The following is a 19,828-nucleotide window of genomic DNA, read 5'->3' on the forward strand; positions in this document are numbered from 1 at the left end:
GGTGCGCGGGACGGCTGCGGTCCTCGTCGCGCTCGGGGTCCTGGTCGTCGGCTGCGGCGCGACCGACGGATCCTCGGACGGGGAGTCTGCTCAGGCGGCTCCCACGTCCGCGTCCGCACCCACGCCGGTCGGTGGCCAGATCGACCCGGCGGGCTACGAGTCGCCCGAGGCGGTCGTCGCCGAGTCGCCGGTCGCCTTGATCGGTGCCGTGGCCGCGTGGGAGAAGGGACCGCAGGTCGCGCTCGACGGATCCTCCGGCGGAGAGCCCGAGCGGCTCGGCTACTCCGTCCTCGTCGTCGATGTGGACCACATCGTGAAGGACGAGGGAGGACTCGCCGCCGGGGATCGGATCTACGTCCCGGTCGCCGACGAGGTCGCTGCGCTGCGCGCGCTGGCACCGGTCGGGGCGAACGTCGCGTTCGTCGGCGGTGCGGACACCGGGCTCGCGATGTTCGACGCAGACTCGTACGAGGTCTCCGACGCTGACGCCGGTGTCCCGGCCGGCGAGACGTTGCTGTGGGCGAGTCCGCAGGGCGTCGTGCTGGAGACGGAGACGGGTGCGCTCGTCCACGCCGAGCCGTCCGTACGCGACGCCGTGTGGGACGACGTCGCGAGCCTTCCTGCCGAGGAACAGTTCGGGATGGTGGCGCAGCGGCTGATGGCGCTGGCGCGCGGGTGAGCCGCGCATAGGATCAACGCGTGGCGAACGTCGATGTGATCGTGGTCGGAGCTGGTGTCGCTGGGCTCGTGACGGCCGACCGGGTGCGCGCGGCGGGACGCAGCGTCGTCGTGCTGGAGGCGCGTGACCGCGTCGGTGGTCGTACGCTCACCGAGCCCGTCCCGGGGGTGAAGGGCCTCTCGGTCGACGCGGGCGCGGCCTGGGTCGCTCCGGACCAGCGGCTCCTGCGGGCCGAGCTCGCGCGGTTCGGGCTGGAGACGACGCCGCAGGACGGGCCGGGCGACGCGTTGACGTCGCTGCGCGGCAAGTCCCGTCGTTATGCCGCCACCGCGCGGGCGTTCGACGCGGTGACCACCGCCGACGTCGGGCAGGCGATGATGCGCTTCGCGGCGGCCGCCGACCACGTGGACGTGGAGGCGCCGTGGCGCGGCGAGCACGCGCCGCGGTACGACGCGCAGACGTTCGAGAGCTGGATCCGCCGGGTGTGCGTGACGCCGAAGGGCCGCGACTACTTCCGCCTCGTGTGCGGGACCGTGCTGGCCACCGAGCCGCAGAACGTCTCGCTGCTGCACATGCTCTTCTTCGCCCGTTCGGGCGGTGGGCTGCTGCACCTCCTCACGACCGGTGGTGGAGCCCAGGACGCACGGGTCGTCGGCGGCATGCAGCAGGTCGCGCAGCGGCTGGCCGACGGGCTTGGGCGGTGGGTGCGGCTGCAGGAGCCGGTGACGACGATCATGCACGACGCCGACGGGGTCACGGTGCACAGCGAGTCCGGCGCAACCACGGCGCACCACGTCGTCGTCACCGTGCCACCCGCGCTCGCGACGTCCATCGAGTACCTCCCCGGCCTCCCCCACGAGCGCACCCAGCTCGTCCAGCGGATGCCGCACGGCAGCGTCGTGAAGTGCCACGCGGTCTACACGCGCCCGTTCTGGCACGACCTCGCGCTGTCGGGGGAGATCACCACCGACGAGGGGCCCGCGAAGGTCGTCTTCGACACCAGCCCGCCGGACTCCCGGTACGGCGTGCTGACCGTCCTCGTCGAGGGCGACGACGCGCTGCGCCTCGGCGCCAAGGGCCCGGCGCGCGCCCGTACGGAGGTGCTCCGCGGGCTCGCCGAGCACCTCGGCCCCCGCGCGATGGACCCGCAGGCGTTCGTCTCGCACGACTGGACAGCGGAGGAGTGGACGCGCGGATGCTACGGCGCGCACCTGCCGCCAGGGGCGTGGACGCAGGTCGGCTCGGCTCTGCGGGTGCCGGTCGGTCGCATCCACTGGGCAGGCACGGAGACGGCCGAGCGCTGGTGCGGCTACGTCGACGGCGCGATCGCGTCGGGCGAGCGCGTGGCGGCGGAGGTCCTCACCGCACTGCCGTGACGCGCCGTTCGCTGTCGCACCCGCCCCGCGCCCCGCTGCCCGCCGCCGCACTTTGCGTTGGGCCCCACGCAAAGTCGCCGCCCCACCGGAAACACGCGGTGGGGTCCGCACTCTGCGTTGGTCCCCACGCAAAGTGTCCGGCGGTGCCGCCAGGCCTCAAGCCTCGCGCTCGCGCGGGCGGACCAGCCCCGACTCGTACGCGAAGACGACGAGCTGCGCGCGATCCCGTACGCCGGTCTTGGTCATTGCCCGGCTCACGTGCGTCTTCGCGGTGGTCGGACTGACGACGAGGCGCTCGGCGATCTCGTCGTTGCTCAGGCCGTGCCCGACCAGCGCCACGACCTCCCGCTCGCGCGCGGTCAGGGTCTCGAGGGCATTGACGGAGACGACCTCCGCAGGGCGCGCGACGAACTCGCTGATCAGCTGTCGGGTGATCCCCGGTGACAGGAGCGCGTCGCCGTCCGCGACGACCCTCAGCGCCTGCACGATCTCCTCGGGCTCGGTGTCCTTGACGAGGAACCCGCTCGCCCCCGCGCGCAAGGCGTCGAACACGTACTCGTCGAGCCCGTAGTTCGTCAGCACCACGACGCGTACGGCCGAGAGCCGCTCGTCCTCGACGATGCGCCGGGTCGCCTCGATCCCGTCGAGCACCGGCATCTGCACATCCATGAGGACGAGGTCGGGCTGGTGCATGACGGCAAGGTCGTACGCGGTCGCGCCGTCCTCGGCCTCCGCCACGACCTCGATGTCGTCCTCCGCGTCGAACAGCGCGCGCAGCCCCGTACGGATCAGCGCCTGGTCGTCGACGAGCAGCACCCGGATCACGAGGCGGCTCCGCTGTCGCGGGTCAGCGGCAGCTCGGCGACGACTGAGAACCCTCCGTCCGGTCGGCGGCCCGCGCTGAGGTGCCCGCCGAGGGCGTTGGTCCGCTCGCGCATGCCGATCAGCCCGAGGCCGGGCCGCGCGGGTACGGCGGACGGGTCCGTACGACCGTCGTCGTCCACGCGCACGGTCACCACGTCGAGGCCGTACTCGACGACGACGCGCGCCTCCGCGGCGCCGGCGTGCCGGGCGACGTTGGTGAGGGCCTCCTGGATGATCCGGTACGCGGCGGAGTCGACCTCGGCGGGCACCGTCCGACGTCTCCCGGAGATCCGGAGCCGCGGCTCGATCCCGGCGTGGCTGCTGCGGGCGACCAGACGAGGGAGGTCCTCCAGGCCGTACCCGTTCGCGTGGTCGTCGCGCCGTAGCACGCTCAACGTCTCGCGCAGGTCTCTTGACGCGTCGCCGGCCGCCTCCTGGATGGCCGACAGGGCGACGGGGACGTCCTCGCCGCGCTTGCGGGCCAGGTGTGCGGCGACCCCGGCCTGCATGGTCACAACGGAGATGCTGTGGGTCAGCGAGTCGTGCAGCTCGCGGGCGATGCGCAGTTGCTCCTCGGCGACGCGGCGGCGCAGGACCTCCTCGCGGACCCGCTGGGCCTCGGCGAGCTGCTCCTCGAGGGCCGTCATCCGCGCCCGCCACTGGTACGTGGCGGCGACGGCGACGAGTCCGGAGACGAGCCAGCCCGCCGCGTAGAACCGCTTCCAACCTCGGTCTGTGCGCACTCGTGCACTGTAGGCGACCCTCCGGACCGTCCACATCCGCTGCAAGGAGCATCCGCCACGTCATCCCCAGGGAGTACGTGCGCCCGTCGGCCGCCCCGTACGGGGGCCGCCCAAGTGCCGTCCCGGGGACGACGACGCGGAGGTGTCCGGCGGACGAGCCTGGTGGCCGATCGACACGACGAGGAGACGCGACATGGATGACCCAGCAGCGCCGGCGGTGGAGACCGCGGCGCTCACCAAGGCCTTCGGGACGACGCGCGCCGTCGACGGGCTCGACCTCGTGGTCCCACGCGGCGGCGTGTACGGCCTGCTCGGCCCCAACGGCGCGGGCAAGACCACGACCGTACGGCTGCTCGCCACCTTGCTGCGGCCCGACGGCGGGCACGCACGCGTCCTCGGGCACGACGTGGTCGTTGATGCGGCGGCCGTACGGTCCGAGCTCGCGCTGACCGGGCAGTTCGCGGCGGTCGACGCCGACCTCACAGGGACGGAGAACCTGGTCCTCCAGGCTCGGCTGCTCGGGCACTCACGGCGGTCGGCACGCGCCCGGGCCGACGAGCTGCTCGCCGCGTTCGGGCTCGAGGACGCCGCCGGCCGGCTCGTCGGGACGTACTCCGGAGGCATGCAGCGGCGGCTCGACGTGGCCTCGAGCCTCGTACGGACGCCCCGGCTGCTCTTCCTCGACGAGCCCACGACCGGTCTCGACCCGCGAAGCCGCCGGCAGGTGTGGGACGTCGTCCGCGAGCTGGTCGCCCGAGGGACGACGGTGCTCCTGACCACGCAGTACCTCGACGAGGCGGACCAGCTCGCCGACCTCATCGGCGTCGTGGCCGGCGGCCGCATGGTCGCGACGGGATCGCCGGACACGCTCAAGCGCTCGGTCGGCGGTGACGTCCTCGAGGTCAGGGTGACCGGCTCGACGCAAGCCGTACGCGCGGCCCAGGCGCTCACCGGGCTCGTCGACGGTGTCGAGCCGTCGCTCTCGTCGCCCGCGGACGACGGGACGGCGGTGCTGTCGGTGCCGCTCACGAGGCCGGTGCGCCAGATCCTCGACGCGCTCGACAGCGCCGGGATCGCAGTCGCCGGGTTCGACGTACGCCGTCCGACGCTCGACGAGGTGTTCCTCGCCCTGACCGACGAGGCGGTGACGGCATGACCGCCACGTTCCCCGCCGACCACGTGTCCGTGCTTGCGGACCCCGCCGAGCCGAGCGTCGAACCGGCGAGCGCGCTGTCCGCCGTCCGTGTCTTCGCCTGGCGCTCGCTGCTCAAGTTGCGTCACACACCGGAGCAGGCAGCCGATGCGATCCTGATTCCGTTCATCTTCACGGTGCTGTTCACCTACGTCTTCGGAGGAGCGCTCTCCGGCTCGCCGGGGACCTACCTCGAGTACCTCCTGCCGGGCACGCTCGTCATGGGGATCCTGATCATGACGGTGTACGGAGGCCTGTCCCTCAACACCGACGTCAGCCGCGGCGTCCTCGACCGGTTCCGGGCGCTCCCGGTCTGGCAGCCTGCCCACGTGGTCGGCACCCTCCTCGGCGACGTCGGCCGCTACGTGGTCGCGGCGACCCTCGTGGTGCTGCTCGGGCTTGTCCTGGGCTGGCGCCCCGACGGTGGGCTGCCCGGAGTCGTGGTCGGAATCGGGCTTGCTCTCGTCTTCGCCTACGCGCTCTCGTGGCTGTGGGCGACCGTGGGCCTGCTCGCCCGGTCACCGCAGGCCGTCTCGATGCTGAGCTTCGTCATCCAGTTCCCGTTGACGTTCGTCAGCAACGCGTTCGTCGACCCCGAGACCATGCCCAGCTGGTTGCAGGGATGGGTCGAGGTGAACCCGGTCAGCCTCCTCGTCACTGCCGAGCGCGCCCTGTTCGCGGGGACGGCCACCGTCGGCGACGTCGCGTGGGTGCTGCTGCCCTCCGCGGCCGTCGTCGCGGTCTTCGCCCCACTCACCCTCCACCTCTATCGAAGGAAGACAGCATGAGCACGTACGGCACACCTGACACCGTGGTCCACGCCCGCACCGCACGCGACGTCGCCGGCGCGATCCACCACGCCCGCGACACGGGCATCACGCTGACTGTCCGCAGCGGCGGGCACAGCATCGCGGGGCTCAGCACCGCCGACAGCGGGCTCCTGCTCGACGTTCGCGGTCTGAACCGCATGACCGTGCTCGACCGCTCGCGGGGCCTGGTCCGGATCGGGACCGGTGCCACCTGGGGGATGGTCGCGGCACGGCTCGCCCCGTACGGGCTGGCGATCACCGCCGGCGACACGGCGAGCGTCGGCGTCGGCGGCCTGACGCTCGGAGGCGGCATCGGCTGGATGGTCCGCCGGTACGGCCTGGCGGTCGATGCCGTCGTCGCCGCGGAGATCGTGACCGCCGACGGGCGTATTCGCCGCGTCGACGCCGACCACGAGCCCGAACTCTTCTGGGCATTGCGCGGCGGTGGGGGCAACGTCGGTGTCGTGACGAGCCTCGACCTCGAGGCCGCGCCGGTCTCGCGGGTCGTCTTCGGCGCGCTCTCGTACGAGGTCCGCGACCTCGACCGCCTCGTCCGCGGGTGGCGCGACCACCTGCAGACCAGCGACGACCGGCTCACGACGATCCTGGCGCTGACACCGGCGACGCCCATGGGCCCCGCCGAGGCCGTCGTCCAATGGTGCTTCGCCGAGCCGGACGAGGCGGCGGCCTCGAAGGCGCTCGCCGGTCTGCGACAGATCGGCACGGTCGTCGGCGATGCCGCCGCCGTGGTCCCGTACGCCGACGTCCTCGAGGAGCACGAGATGCCCGAGGGGATGCAGGTCGCGATGCGCAACACGCTGGTGCCGACCCTCTCCGACGCCTGCATCGACGACGCGCTCGCCTTCGCCGCGCAGACGCCCACGGTGCTGGTGCTCCGCGGGCTCGGAGGCGCGATGGGCTGGGTGCCGGACGACGCGATGGCGTTCGCCCACCGCGACGCCGAGGCGATGGTGCTGGCGGCGCGCATGGCACCTCCCGGGGCGCCGGCGCCGTCCCTGGACGGGCCGGAGGACGACTGGGCAGCGGTGGCACGTCACGGGACCGGCTCGTACGTCGGCTTCCTCGACGACGCGGGGGCTGAGATGGTCGTGAGCGTCTATCCTCCGGCGACGTACGCCCGGTTGGCCGCGGTCAAGCGGGCGTACGACCCGGACAACCTGTTCCGGCGTACGCACAACGTCCCGCCCGCCTAGCGTGTGCGTTCGGGCTCTTCACTAGGTGATCGAACGCGCACTTTTGCTATTGTGATCGAACGCGCACTTCTATGAAAGTGGCCGAGCGATCACGAGAGGCGACGGGATGCAGGTGTTCACCGCGACGGACGTCGGCGCCGCTGTCCGTGCCACGCGCCGCGAAAAGAACCTCAGCCAGGCCCAGCTCGCCGATCGCGTCGGGGTGTCTCGCGAATGGGTGAGTCGCTTCGAGCGAGGTCGAGCACGGGCTGAGCTCCAGCTCGTGCTCGATCTGCTCGATGCCGTGGGTCTGCAGGTCGCACTCGAGCCGGGCGAGGGTGACGATGCCTGAGAAGGCGCTCGAGATCTACCTGGACGGAGAGCACATCGGGCGCCTCGTCGAGGCTGCCGGTGGCGCGCTCAAGTTCTCGTACGACTCCGGTCGCACTCCCACCGACGTCCCGCTCTCACTCTCGATGCCGACCACCGCCACCACCCACCAGAACCGCGTCGTACGGGCGTACCTGGACGGCCTCCTGCCCGACAACGACCAGGTGCGTCGTCGGTGGGCCGAGGAGTACGGCGTCTCCGCACGCAACCCGTTCGCGCTGCTCCGACACGTCGGACGGGATGCAGCGGGAGCGATCCAAGTGATCCCGCCAGGAGATGATGTTTCGGATGCGGCCGAGAGCCAGGGAGACATCGACTGGCTCGACGAATCCCGACTCCATGACCTGCTCGAAGCGATAGCGCGTCACCCGGACGACTGGGGTGGGATGCAGCGCAGCGGCCGCTGGAGTCTGGCGGGCGCCCAGTCGAAGGTCGCGCTCTTCGGTGAAGCCGGGCGATGGGGGACGCCGCGAGATGCGACCCCGACGACGCACATCCTGAAGCCGGCGATCTCGGGATACGAGGGCCACCACCTGAACGAGCACCTGTGTCTGCGAGCGGCTGCCGAGGCCGGACTCCGCGCCGCCCGAACGACCCTTCTCGTCCACGACGAGTGGGATATCGTCGTCTCTGAGAGATACGACCGGGAGAAGCGCGGCGCGCGGTGGCGGCGTCTTCACCAGGAGGACCTCTGTCAGGCGCTGGGGCAGCCTCCCGAGAAGAAGTATCAGGCCGACGGGGGACCGGGGATCGCCGATGTCGGTGCCCTCTTCTCGCGGCTGCGGGGGTCGGCTCGTGCCTCGCTCACGAGGGACTTCTTCGACGCCCTCGCCTTCAACGTCCTGATCGGTGCGCCGGATGCACATGCGAAGAACTACTCCGTCATGCTCGGACGACGCGGTGCCGTCAGCCTGGCACCGCTCTACGACGTGGCCAGCATCGTGCCCTATTACCCGGGTGACCCCGTCATGTCGGCGATGAAGATCGGGGACGCCTGGGAGACGTCGAAGATCGGAGTCTCCGACTGGGCGAAGGTGGGTCGTCAGCTCGGGCTCCGCGATGATGCCGTCGAGGAGCGGCTTTCACGCCTGACTCGCGTGCTGCCCGAGGCCTTCGAGCGCGCCGCGACGACTGACGTCCCCGACACGCTGCGCGCACAAGCCGCCGAGATGGCGGACGCGATCACCCAGCACGTCCGCCGAGTCGGCACGTCGTTCCTGTAGTCACCTGCTCCGGCAGCCGATCCCGTACGGGCGGACCTACGCTGAGCGGATGCCAACCATCGGAAGGCTCAGCCTCGGCGGGCTGCCCGCGCGCGACCCGGGAGAGCAGCACAGGTCCGCGACGCCGCTGGAGCTGCTCACCGACCTGTGCTTCGTGGTCGCGGTCGCGCAGGCGTCGACGCAGCTGCACCACGCGACGAGCGAGGGCCACCTCGCGACCGGGCTGCTGCACTACGCGCTGGTCTTCTTCGCGATCTGGTGGACGTGGCTGAACTTCGCGTGGTTCGCCTCGGCGTACGACGACGACGGTGTCGCGTACCGGCTCCTCACGCTCCTGCAGATCGTCGGCTCGCTGGTCATCGCGGCGGGGATCCCACGGATGTTCGACGGCGACTTCCTGCTCGTGGTCATCGGGTACGTCATCATGCGCGTCGGGCTCGTGGCCCAGTGGCTGCGCGCGGCGGTCGGTGACCCGGGGCACAGGGCGACGTGTCTGCGGTACGCGGGCGGGATCGCTGCGGTCCAGTGCCTGTGGTTCGTCCTGCTCCTCGGTCCCCGGGGGCTGCAGGTCCCCGAGTTCGTGCTGTTCGCGGCGTGCGAGCTCGCGGTCCCGGTGTGGGCGGAGCGAGCGGGGCAGACCCCGTGGCACGCCCGCCACATCGCCGAGCGGTACGGACTGTTCTTCATCATCGTGCTCGGCGAGACCGTGCTGTCCGTGACGCTGGCGATCCAGCAGGCGGTGGACGACGAGGCGCTCGAAGGGAGCCTGCTCCCGGTGGCGACCTCCGGCGTCGTGATCGTCTTCGCGGTGTGGTGGCTCTACTTCGCCCGCGACTCGGCGGCCGCGGTGGAGCGGGCACGAGGCACGGGGATGGAGTACCTCTGGGGTTTCGGCCACTACCTGGTCTTCGCGTCCGCGGCGGCGGTCGGTGCGGCGCTGGCGGCACGCGTCGACGTCGTGACCCACCACGGGAGTGCGGCGGGTGCGAGCGGGTTGCTGCTGTGCCTGGCGGTGGCCGTGCTGCTGGCGGCATGCTGGGCGCTGACGGTGCTCCCGGAGGACCGCTCGGTGACGACCGGGACGCGATGGGCGGTCGCGGTCGTCGTGGTGCTGGCGCTCGCCGCCGTACCGTCTCCGGAGCTCTGGGTCGCTCTGACCTGCGCCCTCCTGTTGGCCGCCGAGCTGTACGCCGCGTCACCTCAAGGTCGGGTCAGGGACGCGCCGGAGGCGAGCTGACAGTTCGGATGGATACTCTGAACGGGTGGCATACGACCCCGCAGGCACGGCTGCAGACACTGACGTCAACGGGATCCGCACGGTCATGCGGATCAAGGTGTTCCGTCGGTTCTGGGCTGCGCTCGGGCTGGCGTCGCTCGCCGACTGGATCGGCCTGCTCGCGCTGACGGCGTTCGCCAACTCGCTCGCCGAGGGCTACGCCGGCAAGAACTTCGCGATCGCCGCCGTCCTTTTCGCGCGGCTGGCGCCGGCGCTGGTGATCGGCCCGTTCGGCGGCTACGTCGCCGACCGCATGGACCGCCGCGTCACGCTGACGGCGGGGCTCTTCCTGCGGGCGGTGATCTTTGCGAGTATCCCGCTGGTCGGCACGCTGTGGTGGCTGGTGGTCGCGACCGTGCTCATCGAGGCCGTCAACGCCGTCTGGATGCCGACCAAGGACGCGACCGTCCCGACACTGGTGCCCCGCGAGAACCTCGAGGACGCCAACCGCCTCAACCTCGCCACCACGTACGGGTCGGCGCTGCCGGCCGCGGCGCTCTTCATCGTCGCGACGTGGCTCACGAAGGCGGTCGACGGGCTCTTCCCGGTCTCGATCCCCGACGTCGACCCGACGATGTACATGGTGGCGATCCTCTTCGCGCTCGGCGGCCTGGTGATCCTCGGTGCGCGCGAGATCCCCGCAGGCGCTGGTGCCGACGAGCAGGTCGGCGTGTGGCGCACGATCGCCGACGGCTGGGCGTACGTCTTCCGTACGCCGCTGGTGCGCGGGCTGGTCCTCGGGATCGTCGGCGCGTTCGGGTGCGGCGGCGTCGTCATCGGGCTCGGGCGTGTCTTCGTCGGAGACCTCGGTGCAGGCGACCCCGGCTACGGCACCTTATTCGGTGCGGTGTTCCTCGGCCTCGGCCTCGGCATGTGGCGCGGCCCCAAGGTCCTCGTCCAGGTGAGCCGCCCACGGATGTTCGGCGTCGCGCTGGTCGGAGCGGGCCTCGGTCTCCTTGTCGTCGCGCTTGTGCACAACATGGCGCTCGTGACGATCTTTGTGACGCTCGTCGGGTTCTGCGCCGGCGTCGCCTGGATCACCGGCTACACCCTGCTCGGGCTCGAGGTCGAAGAGGAGATGCGCGGACGCACGTTCGCGTTCGTGCAGTCCCTCGTCCGGCTCGTGCTGTCCGGCGTCCTCGCGATCGCGCCGCTCGTCGCCGGACTCATCGGCAGCCACACGATCGAGCTGCGCGACCTCGGCGACTTCACCTACACCGGCTCGCAGATCGCGATCCTCATCGCGGCGCTGATCGCGACCGTCTTCGGCCTGGTCTCGTTCCGCCAGATGAACGACCGGCACGGCCTCACGCTGCTCGCCGAGCTCAAGCAGGACGCGGCGACGGCTCCTTCGTACTCCACGAGCGGGCTGTTCATCGCGTTCGAGGGTGGTGAGGGTGCAGGCAAGTCCACGCAGGCGTGGATGCTCGCCGAGGCCCTGCGCGCCGACGGCTACCGCGTGCTCCTCACCCGCGAGCCGGGAGCCACGCCGGTCGGCGAGAAGATTCGCGCCATCCTGCTCGACCCTGCGACGGGCGAGCTCGCGCCCCGCGCCGAGGCGCTGCTCTACGCCGCGGACAAGGCCGACCACCTTGAGAAGGAGGTCAACCCGGCGCTTGCGCGAGGCGAGATCGTGATCACCGACCGCTACGTCGACTCCGCCCTCGCCTACCAGTCGGGCGGGCGCGCGCTCGATCTCGACGAGGTCGAGGCCGTGGCACGGTGGGCGACCTCGCGGCTGCGGCCGCACCTCACGGTGCTGCTCGACGTCGACCCCACGCTGGGTCGCTCGCGCTTCGGCGAGGCCGACCGTCTCGAGGCGGAGCCGGAGGAGTTCCACCAGCGCGTGCGCGAGACGTTCCTCGAGCTCGCCTCGAAGGACCGCGACCACTACATGGTGGTGCGCGCCGACCGCGACGTCGTCGACATCGCCGACGCCGTCCTCGACCGTGTGCAGCCCCTGCTCGGTCACGTGGAGCGCGTGATCGCGCCGCTGCGACCGCCGCCGCCGGGATCGCCGTTCGAGGAGCACGAGCAGCCGGACGAGGGCGGCCCCGACGACGACACCCGGATCGACCCGAGCGCGCTCGAGGAGCGCGTCGAGTCGTTCGAGGAGGCGTTCGTCGGGTACGACACGGTGGCCGAGGGCGGCGATCCTGCCCAGGCCGACACGGAGGAGGCGGGCCCCGACCGCGATTCCGACGCCGGGCGTACGGACGGTGCGTACGGGCGTGGAGGCGACCGGTGACCGTCTGGGACGACCTTGTCGGTCAGGACGCGGTCGTGGCGACCCTCCGGTCGGCGGTGGCCTCGGCGCAGGAGCGCCTCGCAGGCGGTCCCGGCCCCGCGATGACCCACGCGTGGCTGTTCACCGGCCCGCCGGGCTCAGGCCGGTCCAACGCCGCGCGCGCGTTCGCCGCCGCGCTCCAGTGCGAGTCCGGGGGCTGTGGCGAGTGCCGGGCGTGCCGTACCGCGCTGACGGGCGCGCACGCCGACGTGGCGCTGGTCAGCACGGACGGGCTGAGCATCGACGTCGGCGAGGTGCGTGAGCAGGTACGCATGGCCGCGATGCGACCCGTGCAAGGACGCTGGCAGGTCGTCGTCGTCGAAGACGCCGACCGGCTGACCGAGAAGGCGGCCGACGCGCTGCTCAAGAGCCTCGAGGAGCCTCCGCCCCGTACGGTCTGGATGCTGTGCGCACCCACCGCCGAGGACGTGATCGTGACGATCAGGTCGCGCTCGCGCCAGGTCGTGCTGCGCACGCCTCCGATCGCAGCCGTCGCCAAGATGCTCGCCGAGCGCGAGCAGGTGTCGCCCGAGCTCGCACTGCAGGCCGCACAGGCCTCGCAGGGCCACGTGGGTCGCGCGCGGGCCCTTGCCACGAAGGAGGCGGTGCGCGAGCGCCGGCGGACCGTCCTCGCGATCCCCGGATCGCTGACCTCGCTCGGCGCCTGCCTGGACGCCGCGGCGACGATCACCCAGACCGCCCAGGCACAGGCCGACGAGGTGGCCGAGCGGCTCGAGGGCGCGGAGCGCGACGCGCTCAAGATGGAGTTCGGCGTCGAGGACCGCGGGCGCCGGCCGGCTGGCTACGCGGGTCGGCTCGGGTCCTTGGAGAAGGACCAGAAGCGCCGCCGTACGCGCATCGCCCGTGACTCGATCGACGGCGTCCTCATCGACCTGCTGTCGTTCTATCGCGACGTGCTCGCGTTGCAGACGGCGCCAGGCGCCGAGCTCGTCAATGCCGACGTCGCGGCGAGCGTCGCCGACCTTGCGGGTTCAGGTCCGCCCGAGCAGACCCTCCAGCGGATCGAGGCCATCCTTGCGTGCCGTAGGGCACTCGAGGCCAACGCGGCTCCGCAGCTCGCCCTCGAGAACCTTCTTCTCACGCTGCGCCGCTGAGTCTGCCCCCTGTGGACGCCCGCCGACCGTCGTCGGCGAACTCCCGTACGGTGGCATGCACGATCGAGTTCGCCTTCACGGAGGGAGCACGGAGTGCGTGGTCGCAAGAGTGCCGCGGGTCTTCTCGCAGGTCTGGTCCTCGTCGCCGCCTGCGGCAGTGCCGAGGACACGCGTGACTCGGCGCTGTCCGCGACAGCGCCATCCGACGCTCCGACCTCGGCGACCGGCGGCGACGTCGCTCCGGAGCTCGCCACGTTCTACGAGCAGGACGTCGCGTGGACCGCGTGCGGCCGCTATGAGTGCGCGAGCGCCGAGGTACCCGTCGACTATGCCGATCCGATCGGTGAGCGACTCACCCTCAAGATGAGGCGGCTGCCTGCAGGTGACCAGCGGGCGCGTCGGGGGTCGCTGTTCATCAACCCGGGTGGTCCCGGCGGCTCCGGTGTCGACTACGTCGCGCAGTTCACCGCGGTCGCCGGCGACGACCTCCTCGACGCCTACGACGTCGTCGGCTTCGACCCGCGGGGGGTCGGTGCGAGCACACCGCTGGAGTGCGCGACGACCGCGCAGCTCGACGCCTACGTCAACACCGACCCGACTCCCGACGACGCGACCGAGGAGCAAGCGTTCTACGACGCGGCGCTCACGCTCGGGGAGCGGTGCGAGTCCGAGGGTGGCGAGCTCGCCGGCCACGTCTCGACTGTCGAGGTCGCCAAGGACCTCGACATCCTGCGCGCCGTCGTGGGCGATCCGACGCTGAGCTACTTCGGCGCCTCGTACGGCACGATGATCGGCGCGACCTATGCCCAGCTGTTCCCCAAGCGTTCAGGTCGGCTCGTGCTCGACGGTGCCATCGACCCGTCGCTCGACTCCGAGGGCCTCAACAAGGGCCAGGCCGAGGGCTTCCAGACCGCGCTTCGGGCCTACCTCGAGTCGTGCACCAAGCAGGCCGACTGCCCGCTCGGCAACGACGTCGACACGGCGCAGCAGCGCCTGTCCGACTTCCTCTCGGGTCTCGACACCACGCCGCTGAAGACCTCGACCGAGGGTCGGCCGCTGACCGAGGCGATGGGCTTCTACGGCATCGCCGTGACCCTCTACAACGCCGACTACTGGGAGCTGCTCACCCGTGCACTCCGCCAGGGGCTCCGGGGCAACGGCACGCAGCTCCTCTTCCTCGCCGACACCTACCTCTCGCGCGGCGAGAACGGCTACGAAGACAACTCGGTCATCGCGCTCGTCGCGGTCAACTGCCTCGACGACCCCTCGACGATGACGCTCGAGCAGGCGCGCGAGTCGGTGCCCGAGTTCGACTCGGTGTCGCCCGTGTTCGGTGACAACTTCGCCTGGTCGCCAGTGACGTGCACCGCGTGGCCGATCAAGCCGGCCCAGGAGGCACCCGAGATCCGAGCCGAGGGCGCGCCACCGATCGTGGTCGTCGGCACGACGCGAGACCCAGCGACGCCCTACCAGTGGTCCGAGGCGATGGCCGAACAGCTCGCGTCGGGGGTGCTCGTGACGCGCGACGGCGACGGCCACACCGGCTACGCGATGGGCAACGAGTGCGTCGACGACGCGATCGACGACTACCTCGTCACCGGGACTCCACCCCGCGAGGGCTTGACGTGCTGACCCCGCCGTTGATCGAGTAGGGGCATGGCGCGAGCCGCGTGATGGCCCCCGCCTCGTGGAGACCGACCCCCGATCGCCGGGTCGGGTGTGCGATTCCCCCGTCCGCACCCGGCCCGGCTTCCACGTTCGCCGTACGAACGACGAGGCGTTTCGCCCACATGCTGGCCCAAACGCCTCATCGTCTTGTCGGGTCTCAGGAAGTCACTCCGGACGGGTGAGCACGTCGAGGAACTCGTGGTTGACGAAGAGCCGTTCGCGACCCACCTTGATGTCGTGCAGCAGACCGACGTCCACGAGAGCGCGTAACCATGTCGAGGCCGTTTGTCGTGAGACGTCGCATCGGTCGACCACCGTGCCGATCCGGCAGTACGGCTGCTCGAACAGCACGGCGAGGAACTGCGCGTCGCGGCCGCCCGGCGTTGCCGTCCGCGCTCGTTCGGCGATCTCGTCCTGGCACGAGCGGATCGCGCTGATCTTGCGTGTGGTGGAGAGCGCGGACTCACTGACGACCGAGAGCATGTAGAGGATCCATTCGATCCAGTCACCGTCGACGGTGACGGCACGCAGAAGCCGGTAGTAGTCGTTCTTACGGGCGATGATCGACCGGGAGAGATAAAGAATCGGCTCGTCGAGGAGCCCGGCTTCGATGAGCATGAGGATGTTGATCACACGCCCCGTACGCCCGTTGCCGTCGTGAAAGGGGTGGATCGCCTCGAACTGGTAGTGGGCGACCGCCATCCGTACGAGCGGGTCGAGGTCGTCCTCGGCGTGGACGAAGCGCTCCCAGGCTGCCAGCTTCTCGCGGATCAACGAGGCGCCTTCGGGTGGAGCGTAGATGATCTCTCGGGACACGGGATTCGCAATCCTCGTACCCGGCACTGCGCGCACGTCCATCTCGCGACCTTGGAGACGGGTGCAGATCATCGCTGTGGTCCGCGTGGAGAGTGGCCGCTTCCTGATGGCGTCGACTCCGGCGAAGAGCGCGCCCCGGTAGCGTAGGGCTTCTTTCGTCGCGTGATCTCCGCCCTCGGAGTCGGCATGCTTGAAGAGCTCGTCCGCCGTGGTGACGATGTTCTCGATCTCGGAGCTGGCTTGCGCCTCGAGGAGAGGAACGGCATGGATCAGGACGTTCGGGTTGGGCAGCAGCCGACCGGCCTGAGCGAGTGTCGCCAAGGCGGCACGTGCCTCGATCGCTGCCTTGAGCACGCGCTTGGGTTCGAGGTCGATGTCGAGGGGAGGCAACGGCGGCAGGTCGTTGTACGGGATCTCCGGGTCCCACGACATGTGTTAACTCCTTCGACTGGTTCTCCGGATACGTTAAAAGAACGAGGAAAACTTAACATGTCGTCCGGACATGGTGAAGCACCGAACATGTTTCCCGAGGGTGCTGCCGTGCCGTACGGGCTACGGCAAGCGGCCGAGGATGCGGTCGACGTCGACGAGGATCGTGACGCGGTCCGGGTTCTCGCGGGGCTGCTGATAGCGCTCGGCGTACCGGCGGACGGACTCGGCGATCTCGTCCGGGTCCCGGCTCACGCGCGCAACGCCTTCGAGGGTGACCCAGTAGCCGCGGTCGATGTGGCACAACGCCACGCGCGCGCCACCCTCCCCGGCAGCCTCGATGTTGCGGACCTTCGTCGAGCCGTCGTTCGTGATGACGCGCGCCGTCCGCGTCTCCGCGTCGTACGTGACGCCGACCGGGACGACGTGCGGGGTGCCGTCCTTGCGGGGCGTCGTGAGCGTGGCGAGGTGGCGGTCGCCCATGAAGATGACCAGCGCCGGGTCGTCGTACGCGAGGCGCGGCATCAGCCTCGGAACGCCTCGTGGTGGCGGATGACCTCGGAGATGATGAAGTTGAGGAACTTCTCCGCGAACGCCGGGTCGAGATCGGCGTCGACCGCCAGGGCGCGCAGGCGAGCGATCTGACGGGCCTCGCGCTCGGGATCGGCCGGCGGGAGGTTGTGCTCGGCCTTCAGACGGCCCACCCGCTTGGTGCACCGGAACCGCTCGGCGAGGATGTGGACCAGCGCCGCGTCGATGTTGTCGATGCTCGCCCGCATCTCCTCGAGCTCGGTGATCACCGCCGGGTCGGGCGTGATCTGGGGCGTCGACTCGGGCGTCGGATCGAGGGGTTCGCTCACGCGACAGGAGTCTACGGCCCCCGTTTTGGGCCGCCCGAACCGTCTCGGATACACTCGTCATCGGCCAGCGGGCGATCCTCGCGAGGCCGTCGCCGCTTTAGCTCAGTCGGCAGAGCGTCTCACTCGTAATGAGAAGGTCGTCGGTTCGATTCCGACAAGCGGCTCAACTAGTAAGTCCAGGTCAGAGGCTGCTTCTGCAGCCTCTGGCCTGTTGGTTCCAGGCAAAAAATCCGGCCGGAGTGGCCATTCGAGTGGCCTTACTCATCATTGTCGCTCCCGAGCAGGTGCCCGAGCAGCTCCATGACCACGCGGGCCGGGACGCCGTGCTCGAGCATCAGGCTGGCCGCGGTGTGCCTGAGATCGTGTAGGCGGATCCTCCGGAGGCCGGCCCGCTTCAGGAGCAGCTGGAACGCGCGGTAGTCGCGAGCCCAGCTGCTACCGGCTGCCATCGGTCGTGAATTGAATCAGCAGTTCACAAGCGTGTTGCTTATCGGGCGGTTCGGAATTCGAATGTGATGCTTGCCGATTCGAACTTCCTTCACCGCGTGAAAGGGACCAAAGTTGTGAAGCACCGTCAAGGCCGGCGCAGGTGATCCTCGGCGCCGGGCACCCTGAGCACGAGGAGTGTGAGGGAAGGGAAGAGGCGGCGTCCATCGAGCGATCCTGGGGCAGTCCCCGACGTGATTCGAACGGCCGTCCTCGGCGCCGAGTTCGCCCCGGGCCAACGACTCGTCCAGGCGCTCCGCACTCCGCAATCTCGTGACCGAAGGACTCCTCGTGCGGATCGCCAACAGGGGAGCCCGCGTCCGGGTGGTCTCGTTGGAGGAGGCGACCGAGATCTGCGAGGTCCGCATGGTCGTCGAGGCGCTGTGCGCGGCGAAAGCTGCCGATCGCGTCGACGATGCCGCGAGAGCGCTCCTTCAGCAGATTGCGGCGGAGATGCGCATGGCGGTCGCTGCTGGTGACGTGTTCGGATACTCCGAGCTCAACCAACGACCACCGGGCACTGCGGGACCTGGCTGGCAACGAGCCGCGTCCGACGTGCTCGACCGCCTCCACGGGCGGCTCGTCCGCCACCAGTTTGGGCTGGCAACCCGCGGGCCGCGGGGGCAGCCGTGCGGCAGCACCTCGCCAGCGTCATCGAGTCCTTGGATCCTGCCGCCGACGCCATGGAGTGCACGCGCACGCCCGTCGCGAGACGGGCCGTGCGCGCGCCGAACGGATCCGTTCAGTGGCCGTGCGTCGTCGGCGCCTTGACCGGGCCCGCCTCCCTGAGGGCGCCAGCGATCCAGGCCATCGCCTCGGGTACGTCGTAGTTCCCGGCGTGCGGCTTGTCCCAGGCCAGCTGGTAGTCCACCTCCTTGACCGATCGGTCGGACTCGAGCGCGCTGTCCAGGTTGATCGACACCGTGAACGCCGTGTCCCGATCACGCGTTCCGTGCCGGACGTACCAGTACGGTGCCGTGTCGGCGTTCGTCCCGATGTAGTGCATCGGGTCGATCAGATCGACCTGCTCGTCGACGACCGTTCCTCGCTGCCGGAGGAAGCGGGCCCACGTCAGACCGGTGTCGTCCACTCCCGTGCCGTCGCCGGCGATCGAGTTGTTGTTCCATGCGTACGCGGTGAAGTTGGAGTACACCTGTTCGTCGGTGCCGAAGAGGTTGGTCTCCCCGCCGGTCAGCCCATTGACGCCGACCTGGTCGAACGCTGGGGCCGGCTTGAGCGCCCGCTGCTTGACGACGAACGCCAGATACTTGGTCATGTCGATCGAGACGACCTTGTCCCGATCGTTGTCGACGTCGATCCAGTCGTTGACCAGCCCGACCGAGGGCACGGTCTCGCCCAGGTCGGGGACCACGTTGGTCGGGGCGGCCTTCATGAAGGTCTCGGCGGACCGGGCCACCTCGTCGCGGATCATCTTCAGCATCGTGTCCGCCGTCAGCTTGCGACCGGCGGCGTCCCGCAGCCCCAGGCTCTTGAGGTACGCGGGGTAGTCGGCCGCGATCGCGGCACTCGTGGCCGGAGCGGGATCCTGTCTGGTGGTAGCCCGGGTCCCGAGTGTCGTGAAGAGCCACTCGTAGGCGATATCGGCGTTTCCGAGGTCCGTGATCGGGCAGTACGCGTTGGCCGCGAACACGTCGTCGCGGATCGTGCTGCGTCTCTTCGACGAGATCCCCGCCGCGCCGACGTCCGCGAGGTACGTGTCGTAGTCGCGGCTGTTTCCTGATGCGGCGAGTGCTGCGGTGAGAGCGCCGCCGCCGCTGGTGCCGTTGACGACGATCCGCTCGGCGCTGCCCGGCATGGCCGAATCGTTGAGACGCAGGTACCGCACCGCGGCCTTGGCGTCGACGACCGCCGCCGGCGACTTGCCCGGGTAGGTGCCGTCCGCGGCCACGATCCCGCGACTGCGGCTGGCGACGTCGACGAACACGTACCCGGCTTTGAGCGCCGCGCCAACGTTGCTCGCGGTCGAGTCGTACGCTGCGCCGTCAGTGACGCTGGCTCTGATGTAGCTGGCCATCCAGCCGCTGTTGTTGACGGCGAAGTAGATCGCCGTGCGGGGGTTCTCGGCTGACGACTCGGGCACGAAGACGTTCATGCTCTGGTAGCCGCACTCGGGATTCGCGATCTCGCGGCCGTTCTGGGTCTTGGCCATGAGGATCGGATCGGCGACGTAGCAGATCTCCCGGTACCAGCGGACCGCCATCGGCTGACCGTCCACCGTGACGGTGAGCTCGGTGTAGGCAGCCGGGTCGAAGGCGAGAGCACCATCCTCGGCATCTGACTTCGGGCTGCCCGGCGGCCCGTGGCCAGCCGATGCCGCCGCGGGGATCGCCGGAGACAACATCCCGCAGATCACGACGCCCGCTACGAGCGCTTGCTTCATCAAGGACATGAACCACTCCTG

19 protein-coding genes and 1 tRNA gene are annotated in these 19,828 nt (G+C 70.3%); 13 read left to right on the forward strand and 7 right to left on the reverse strand.

Features of this window, described 5'->3' with window-relative positions:
• The first annotated feature begins 1 nt into the window (after nucleotide 1).
• Together H4N58_RS01730 and H4N58_RS01735 are read left to right on the forward strand one after the other, a co-directional pair.
• Nucleotides 2-679, forward strand: a complete 678-nt coding sequence (locus H4N58_RS01730; protein WP_167001273.1) for a hypothetical protein — start codon at nucleotides 2-4, stop codon at nucleotides 677-679.
• A 20-nt stretch (nucleotides 680-699) separates the two neighbouring features.
• The gene (locus H4N58_RS01735) at nucleotides 700-2,055 is read left to right on the forward strand and encodes a flavin monoamine oxidase family protein (RefSeq protein ID WP_167249303.1); all 1,356 of its coding nucleotides are present in this window, start codon (nucleotides 700-702) and stop codon (nucleotides 2,053-2,055) included.
• A gap of 156 nt (nucleotides 2,056-2,211) precedes the next feature.
• On the opposite strand, the gene H4N58_RS01740 is transcribed toward H4N58_RS01735, so the two are convergent.
• Together H4N58_RS01740 and H4N58_RS01745 are read right to left on the reverse strand one after the other, a co-directional pair.
• Nucleotides 2,212-2,880, reverse strand: coding sequence for a response regulator transcription factor (locus H4N58_RS01740; protein ID WP_167001277.1), 669 nt, complete (start codon nucleotides 2,878-2,880; stop codon nucleotides 2,212-2,214).
• Complete coding sequence (locus H4N58_RS01745; protein WP_208322235.1) at nucleotides 2,877-3,662, reverse strand: sensor histidine kinase; 786 nt, start codon at nucleotides 3,660-3,662, stop codon at nucleotides 2,877-2,879. Before H4N58_RS01745 ends, H4N58_RS01740 begins: the two co-directional genes overlap by 4 nt.
• Nucleotides 3,663-3,855: 193 nt before the next feature.
• On the opposite strand from H4N58_RS01745, the gene H4N58_RS01750 reads away from it, so the two are divergent.
• From H4N58_RS01750 to H4N58_RS01790, 9 genes are all read left to right on the forward strand, one after another.
• The gene (locus H4N58_RS01750; protein ID WP_167249301.1) at nucleotides 3,856-4,818 is read left to right on the forward strand and encodes an ATP-binding cassette domain-containing protein; all 963 of its coding nucleotides are present in this window, start codon (nucleotides 3,856-3,858) and stop codon (nucleotides 4,816-4,818) included.
• The gene (locus H4N58_RS01755; RefSeq protein WP_167249299.1) at nucleotides 4,815-5,642 is read left to right on the forward strand and encodes an ABC transporter permease; all 828 of its coding nucleotides are present in this window, start codon (nucleotides 4,815-4,817) and stop codon (nucleotides 5,640-5,642) included. Before H4N58_RS01750 ends, H4N58_RS01755 begins: the two co-directional genes overlap by 4 nt.
• A complete protein-coding gene (locus H4N58_RS01760; RefSeq protein ID WP_167249297.1) occupies nucleotides 5,639-6,877 on the forward strand; it encodes an FAD-binding oxidoreductase in 1,239 nt (412 codons plus the stop codon). The genes H4N58_RS01755 and H4N58_RS01760 overlap by 4 nt, the downstream gene beginning before the upstream one ends.
• A 106-nt stretch (nucleotides 6,878-6,983) precedes the next feature.
• On the forward strand, nucleotides 6,984-7,208 hold the full coding sequence (locus H4N58_RS01765; RefSeq protein ID WP_167001283.1) for a helix-turn-helix transcriptional regulator: 225 nt from the start codon (nucleotides 6,984-6,986) through the stop codon (nucleotides 7,206-7,208).
• Entirely contained in the window at nucleotides 7,201-8,469 is a 1,269-nt protein-coding gene (locus H4N58_RS01770; RefSeq protein WP_167249295.1) for a HipA domain-containing protein, read from the forward strand. The genes H4N58_RS01765 and H4N58_RS01770 overlap by 8 nt, the downstream gene beginning before the upstream one ends.
• A 49-nt stretch (nucleotides 8,470-8,518) precedes the next feature.
• On the forward strand, nucleotides 8,519-9,706 hold the full coding sequence (locus H4N58_RS01775; RefSeq protein ID WP_167249293.1) for a low temperature requirement protein A: 1,188 nt from the start codon (nucleotides 8,519-8,521) through the stop codon (nucleotides 9,704-9,706).
• 25 nt (nucleotides 9,707-9,731) lie between these two features.
• Nucleotides 9,732-11,993 (forward strand): dTMP kinase, encoded by a 2,262-nt coding sequence (tmk, locus tag H4N58_RS01780; protein WP_243845036.1) that lies wholly within the window; start codon nucleotides 9,732-9,734, stop codon nucleotides 11,991-11,993.
• Nucleotides 11,990-13,147 (forward strand): DNA polymerase III subunit delta', encoded by a 1,158-nt coding sequence (locus H4N58_RS01785; protein ID WP_167001287.1) that lies wholly within the window; start codon nucleotides 11,990-11,992, stop codon nucleotides 13,145-13,147. The genes tmk and H4N58_RS01785 overlap by 4 nt, the downstream gene beginning before the upstream one ends.
• 93 nt (nucleotides 13,148-13,240) lie before the next feature.
• The gene (locus H4N58_RS01790) at nucleotides 13,241-14,779 is read left to right on the forward strand and encodes an alpha/beta hydrolase (RefSeq protein WP_167001289.1); all 1,539 of its coding nucleotides are present in this window, start codon (nucleotides 13,241-13,243) and stop codon (nucleotides 14,777-14,779) included.
• Between the two features lie 201 nt (nucleotides 14,780-14,980).
• Here H4N58_RS01790 and H4N58_RS01795 read toward each other — a convergent pair whose 3' ends face one another.
• From H4N58_RS01795 to H4N58_RS01805, 3 genes are all read right to left on the reverse strand, one after another.
• Nucleotides 14,981-16,063: a Fic family protein gene (locus H4N58_RS01795; RefSeq protein WP_167001291.1), complete on the reverse strand. Its 1,083-nt coding sequence runs from the start codon at nucleotides 16,061-16,063 to the stop codon at nucleotides 14,981-14,983.
• 120 nt (nucleotides 16,064-16,183) lie between these two features.
• On the reverse strand, nucleotides 16,184-16,585 hold the full coding sequence (locus H4N58_RS01800) for a pyridoxamine 5'-phosphate oxidase family protein (protein WP_167001293.1): 402 nt from the start codon (nucleotides 16,583-16,585) through the stop codon (nucleotides 16,184-16,186).
• Entirely contained in the window at nucleotides 16,585-16,860 is a 276-nt protein-coding gene (locus H4N58_RS01805) for a chorismate mutase (RefSeq protein ID WP_208322299.1), read from the reverse strand. The genes H4N58_RS01800 and H4N58_RS01805 overlap by 1 nt, the downstream gene beginning before the upstream one ends.
• A gap of 151 nt (nucleotides 16,861-17,011) precedes the next feature.
• On the opposite strand from H4N58_RS01805, the gene H4N58_RS01810 reads away from it, so the two are divergent.
• Nucleotides 17,012-17,084: transfer RNA gene (locus tag H4N58_RS01810), tRNA-Thr, on the forward strand.
• A 93-nt stretch (nucleotides 17,085-17,177) separates the two neighbouring features.
• Here the strand turns inward: H4N58_RS01810 and H4N58_RS01815 are convergent.
• Nucleotides 17,178-17,369 carry a tyrosine-type recombinase/integrase gene (locus H4N58_RS01815; RefSeq protein ID WP_167249291.1) on the reverse strand — a complete coding sequence of 64 codons (192 nt, stop codon included), beginning with the start codon at nucleotides 17,367-17,369 and terminating at the stop codon, nucleotides 17,178-17,180.
• Between the two features lie 361 nt (nucleotides 17,370-17,730).
• Here H4N58_RS01815 and H4N58_RS20845 point away from each other — a divergent pair, with 361 nt between their 5' ends.
• Complete coding sequence (locus H4N58_RS20845; protein WP_370465463.1) at nucleotides 17,731-18,177, forward strand: FCD domain-containing protein; 447 nt, start codon at nucleotides 17,731-17,733, stop codon at nucleotides 18,175-18,177.
• On the opposite strand, the gene H4N58_RS01825 is transcribed toward H4N58_RS20845, so the two are convergent.
• Nucleotides 18,149-19,816: a subtype B tannase gene (locus tag H4N58_RS01825; protein WP_167249289.1), complete on the reverse strand. Its 1,668-nt coding sequence runs from the start codon at nucleotides 19,814-19,816 to the stop codon at nucleotides 18,149-18,151. The two genes, H4N58_RS20845 and H4N58_RS01825, sit on opposite strands and share 29 nt — an antisense overlap.
• Nucleotides 19,817-19,828 lie beyond the last annotated feature (12 nt).

Origin of the sequence: Mumia sp. ZJ1417, from assembly GCF_014127285.1 — a bacterium.
Taxonomy (GTDB): domain Bacteria; phylum Actinomycetota; class Actinomycetes; order Propionibacteriales; family Nocardioidaceae; genus Mumia.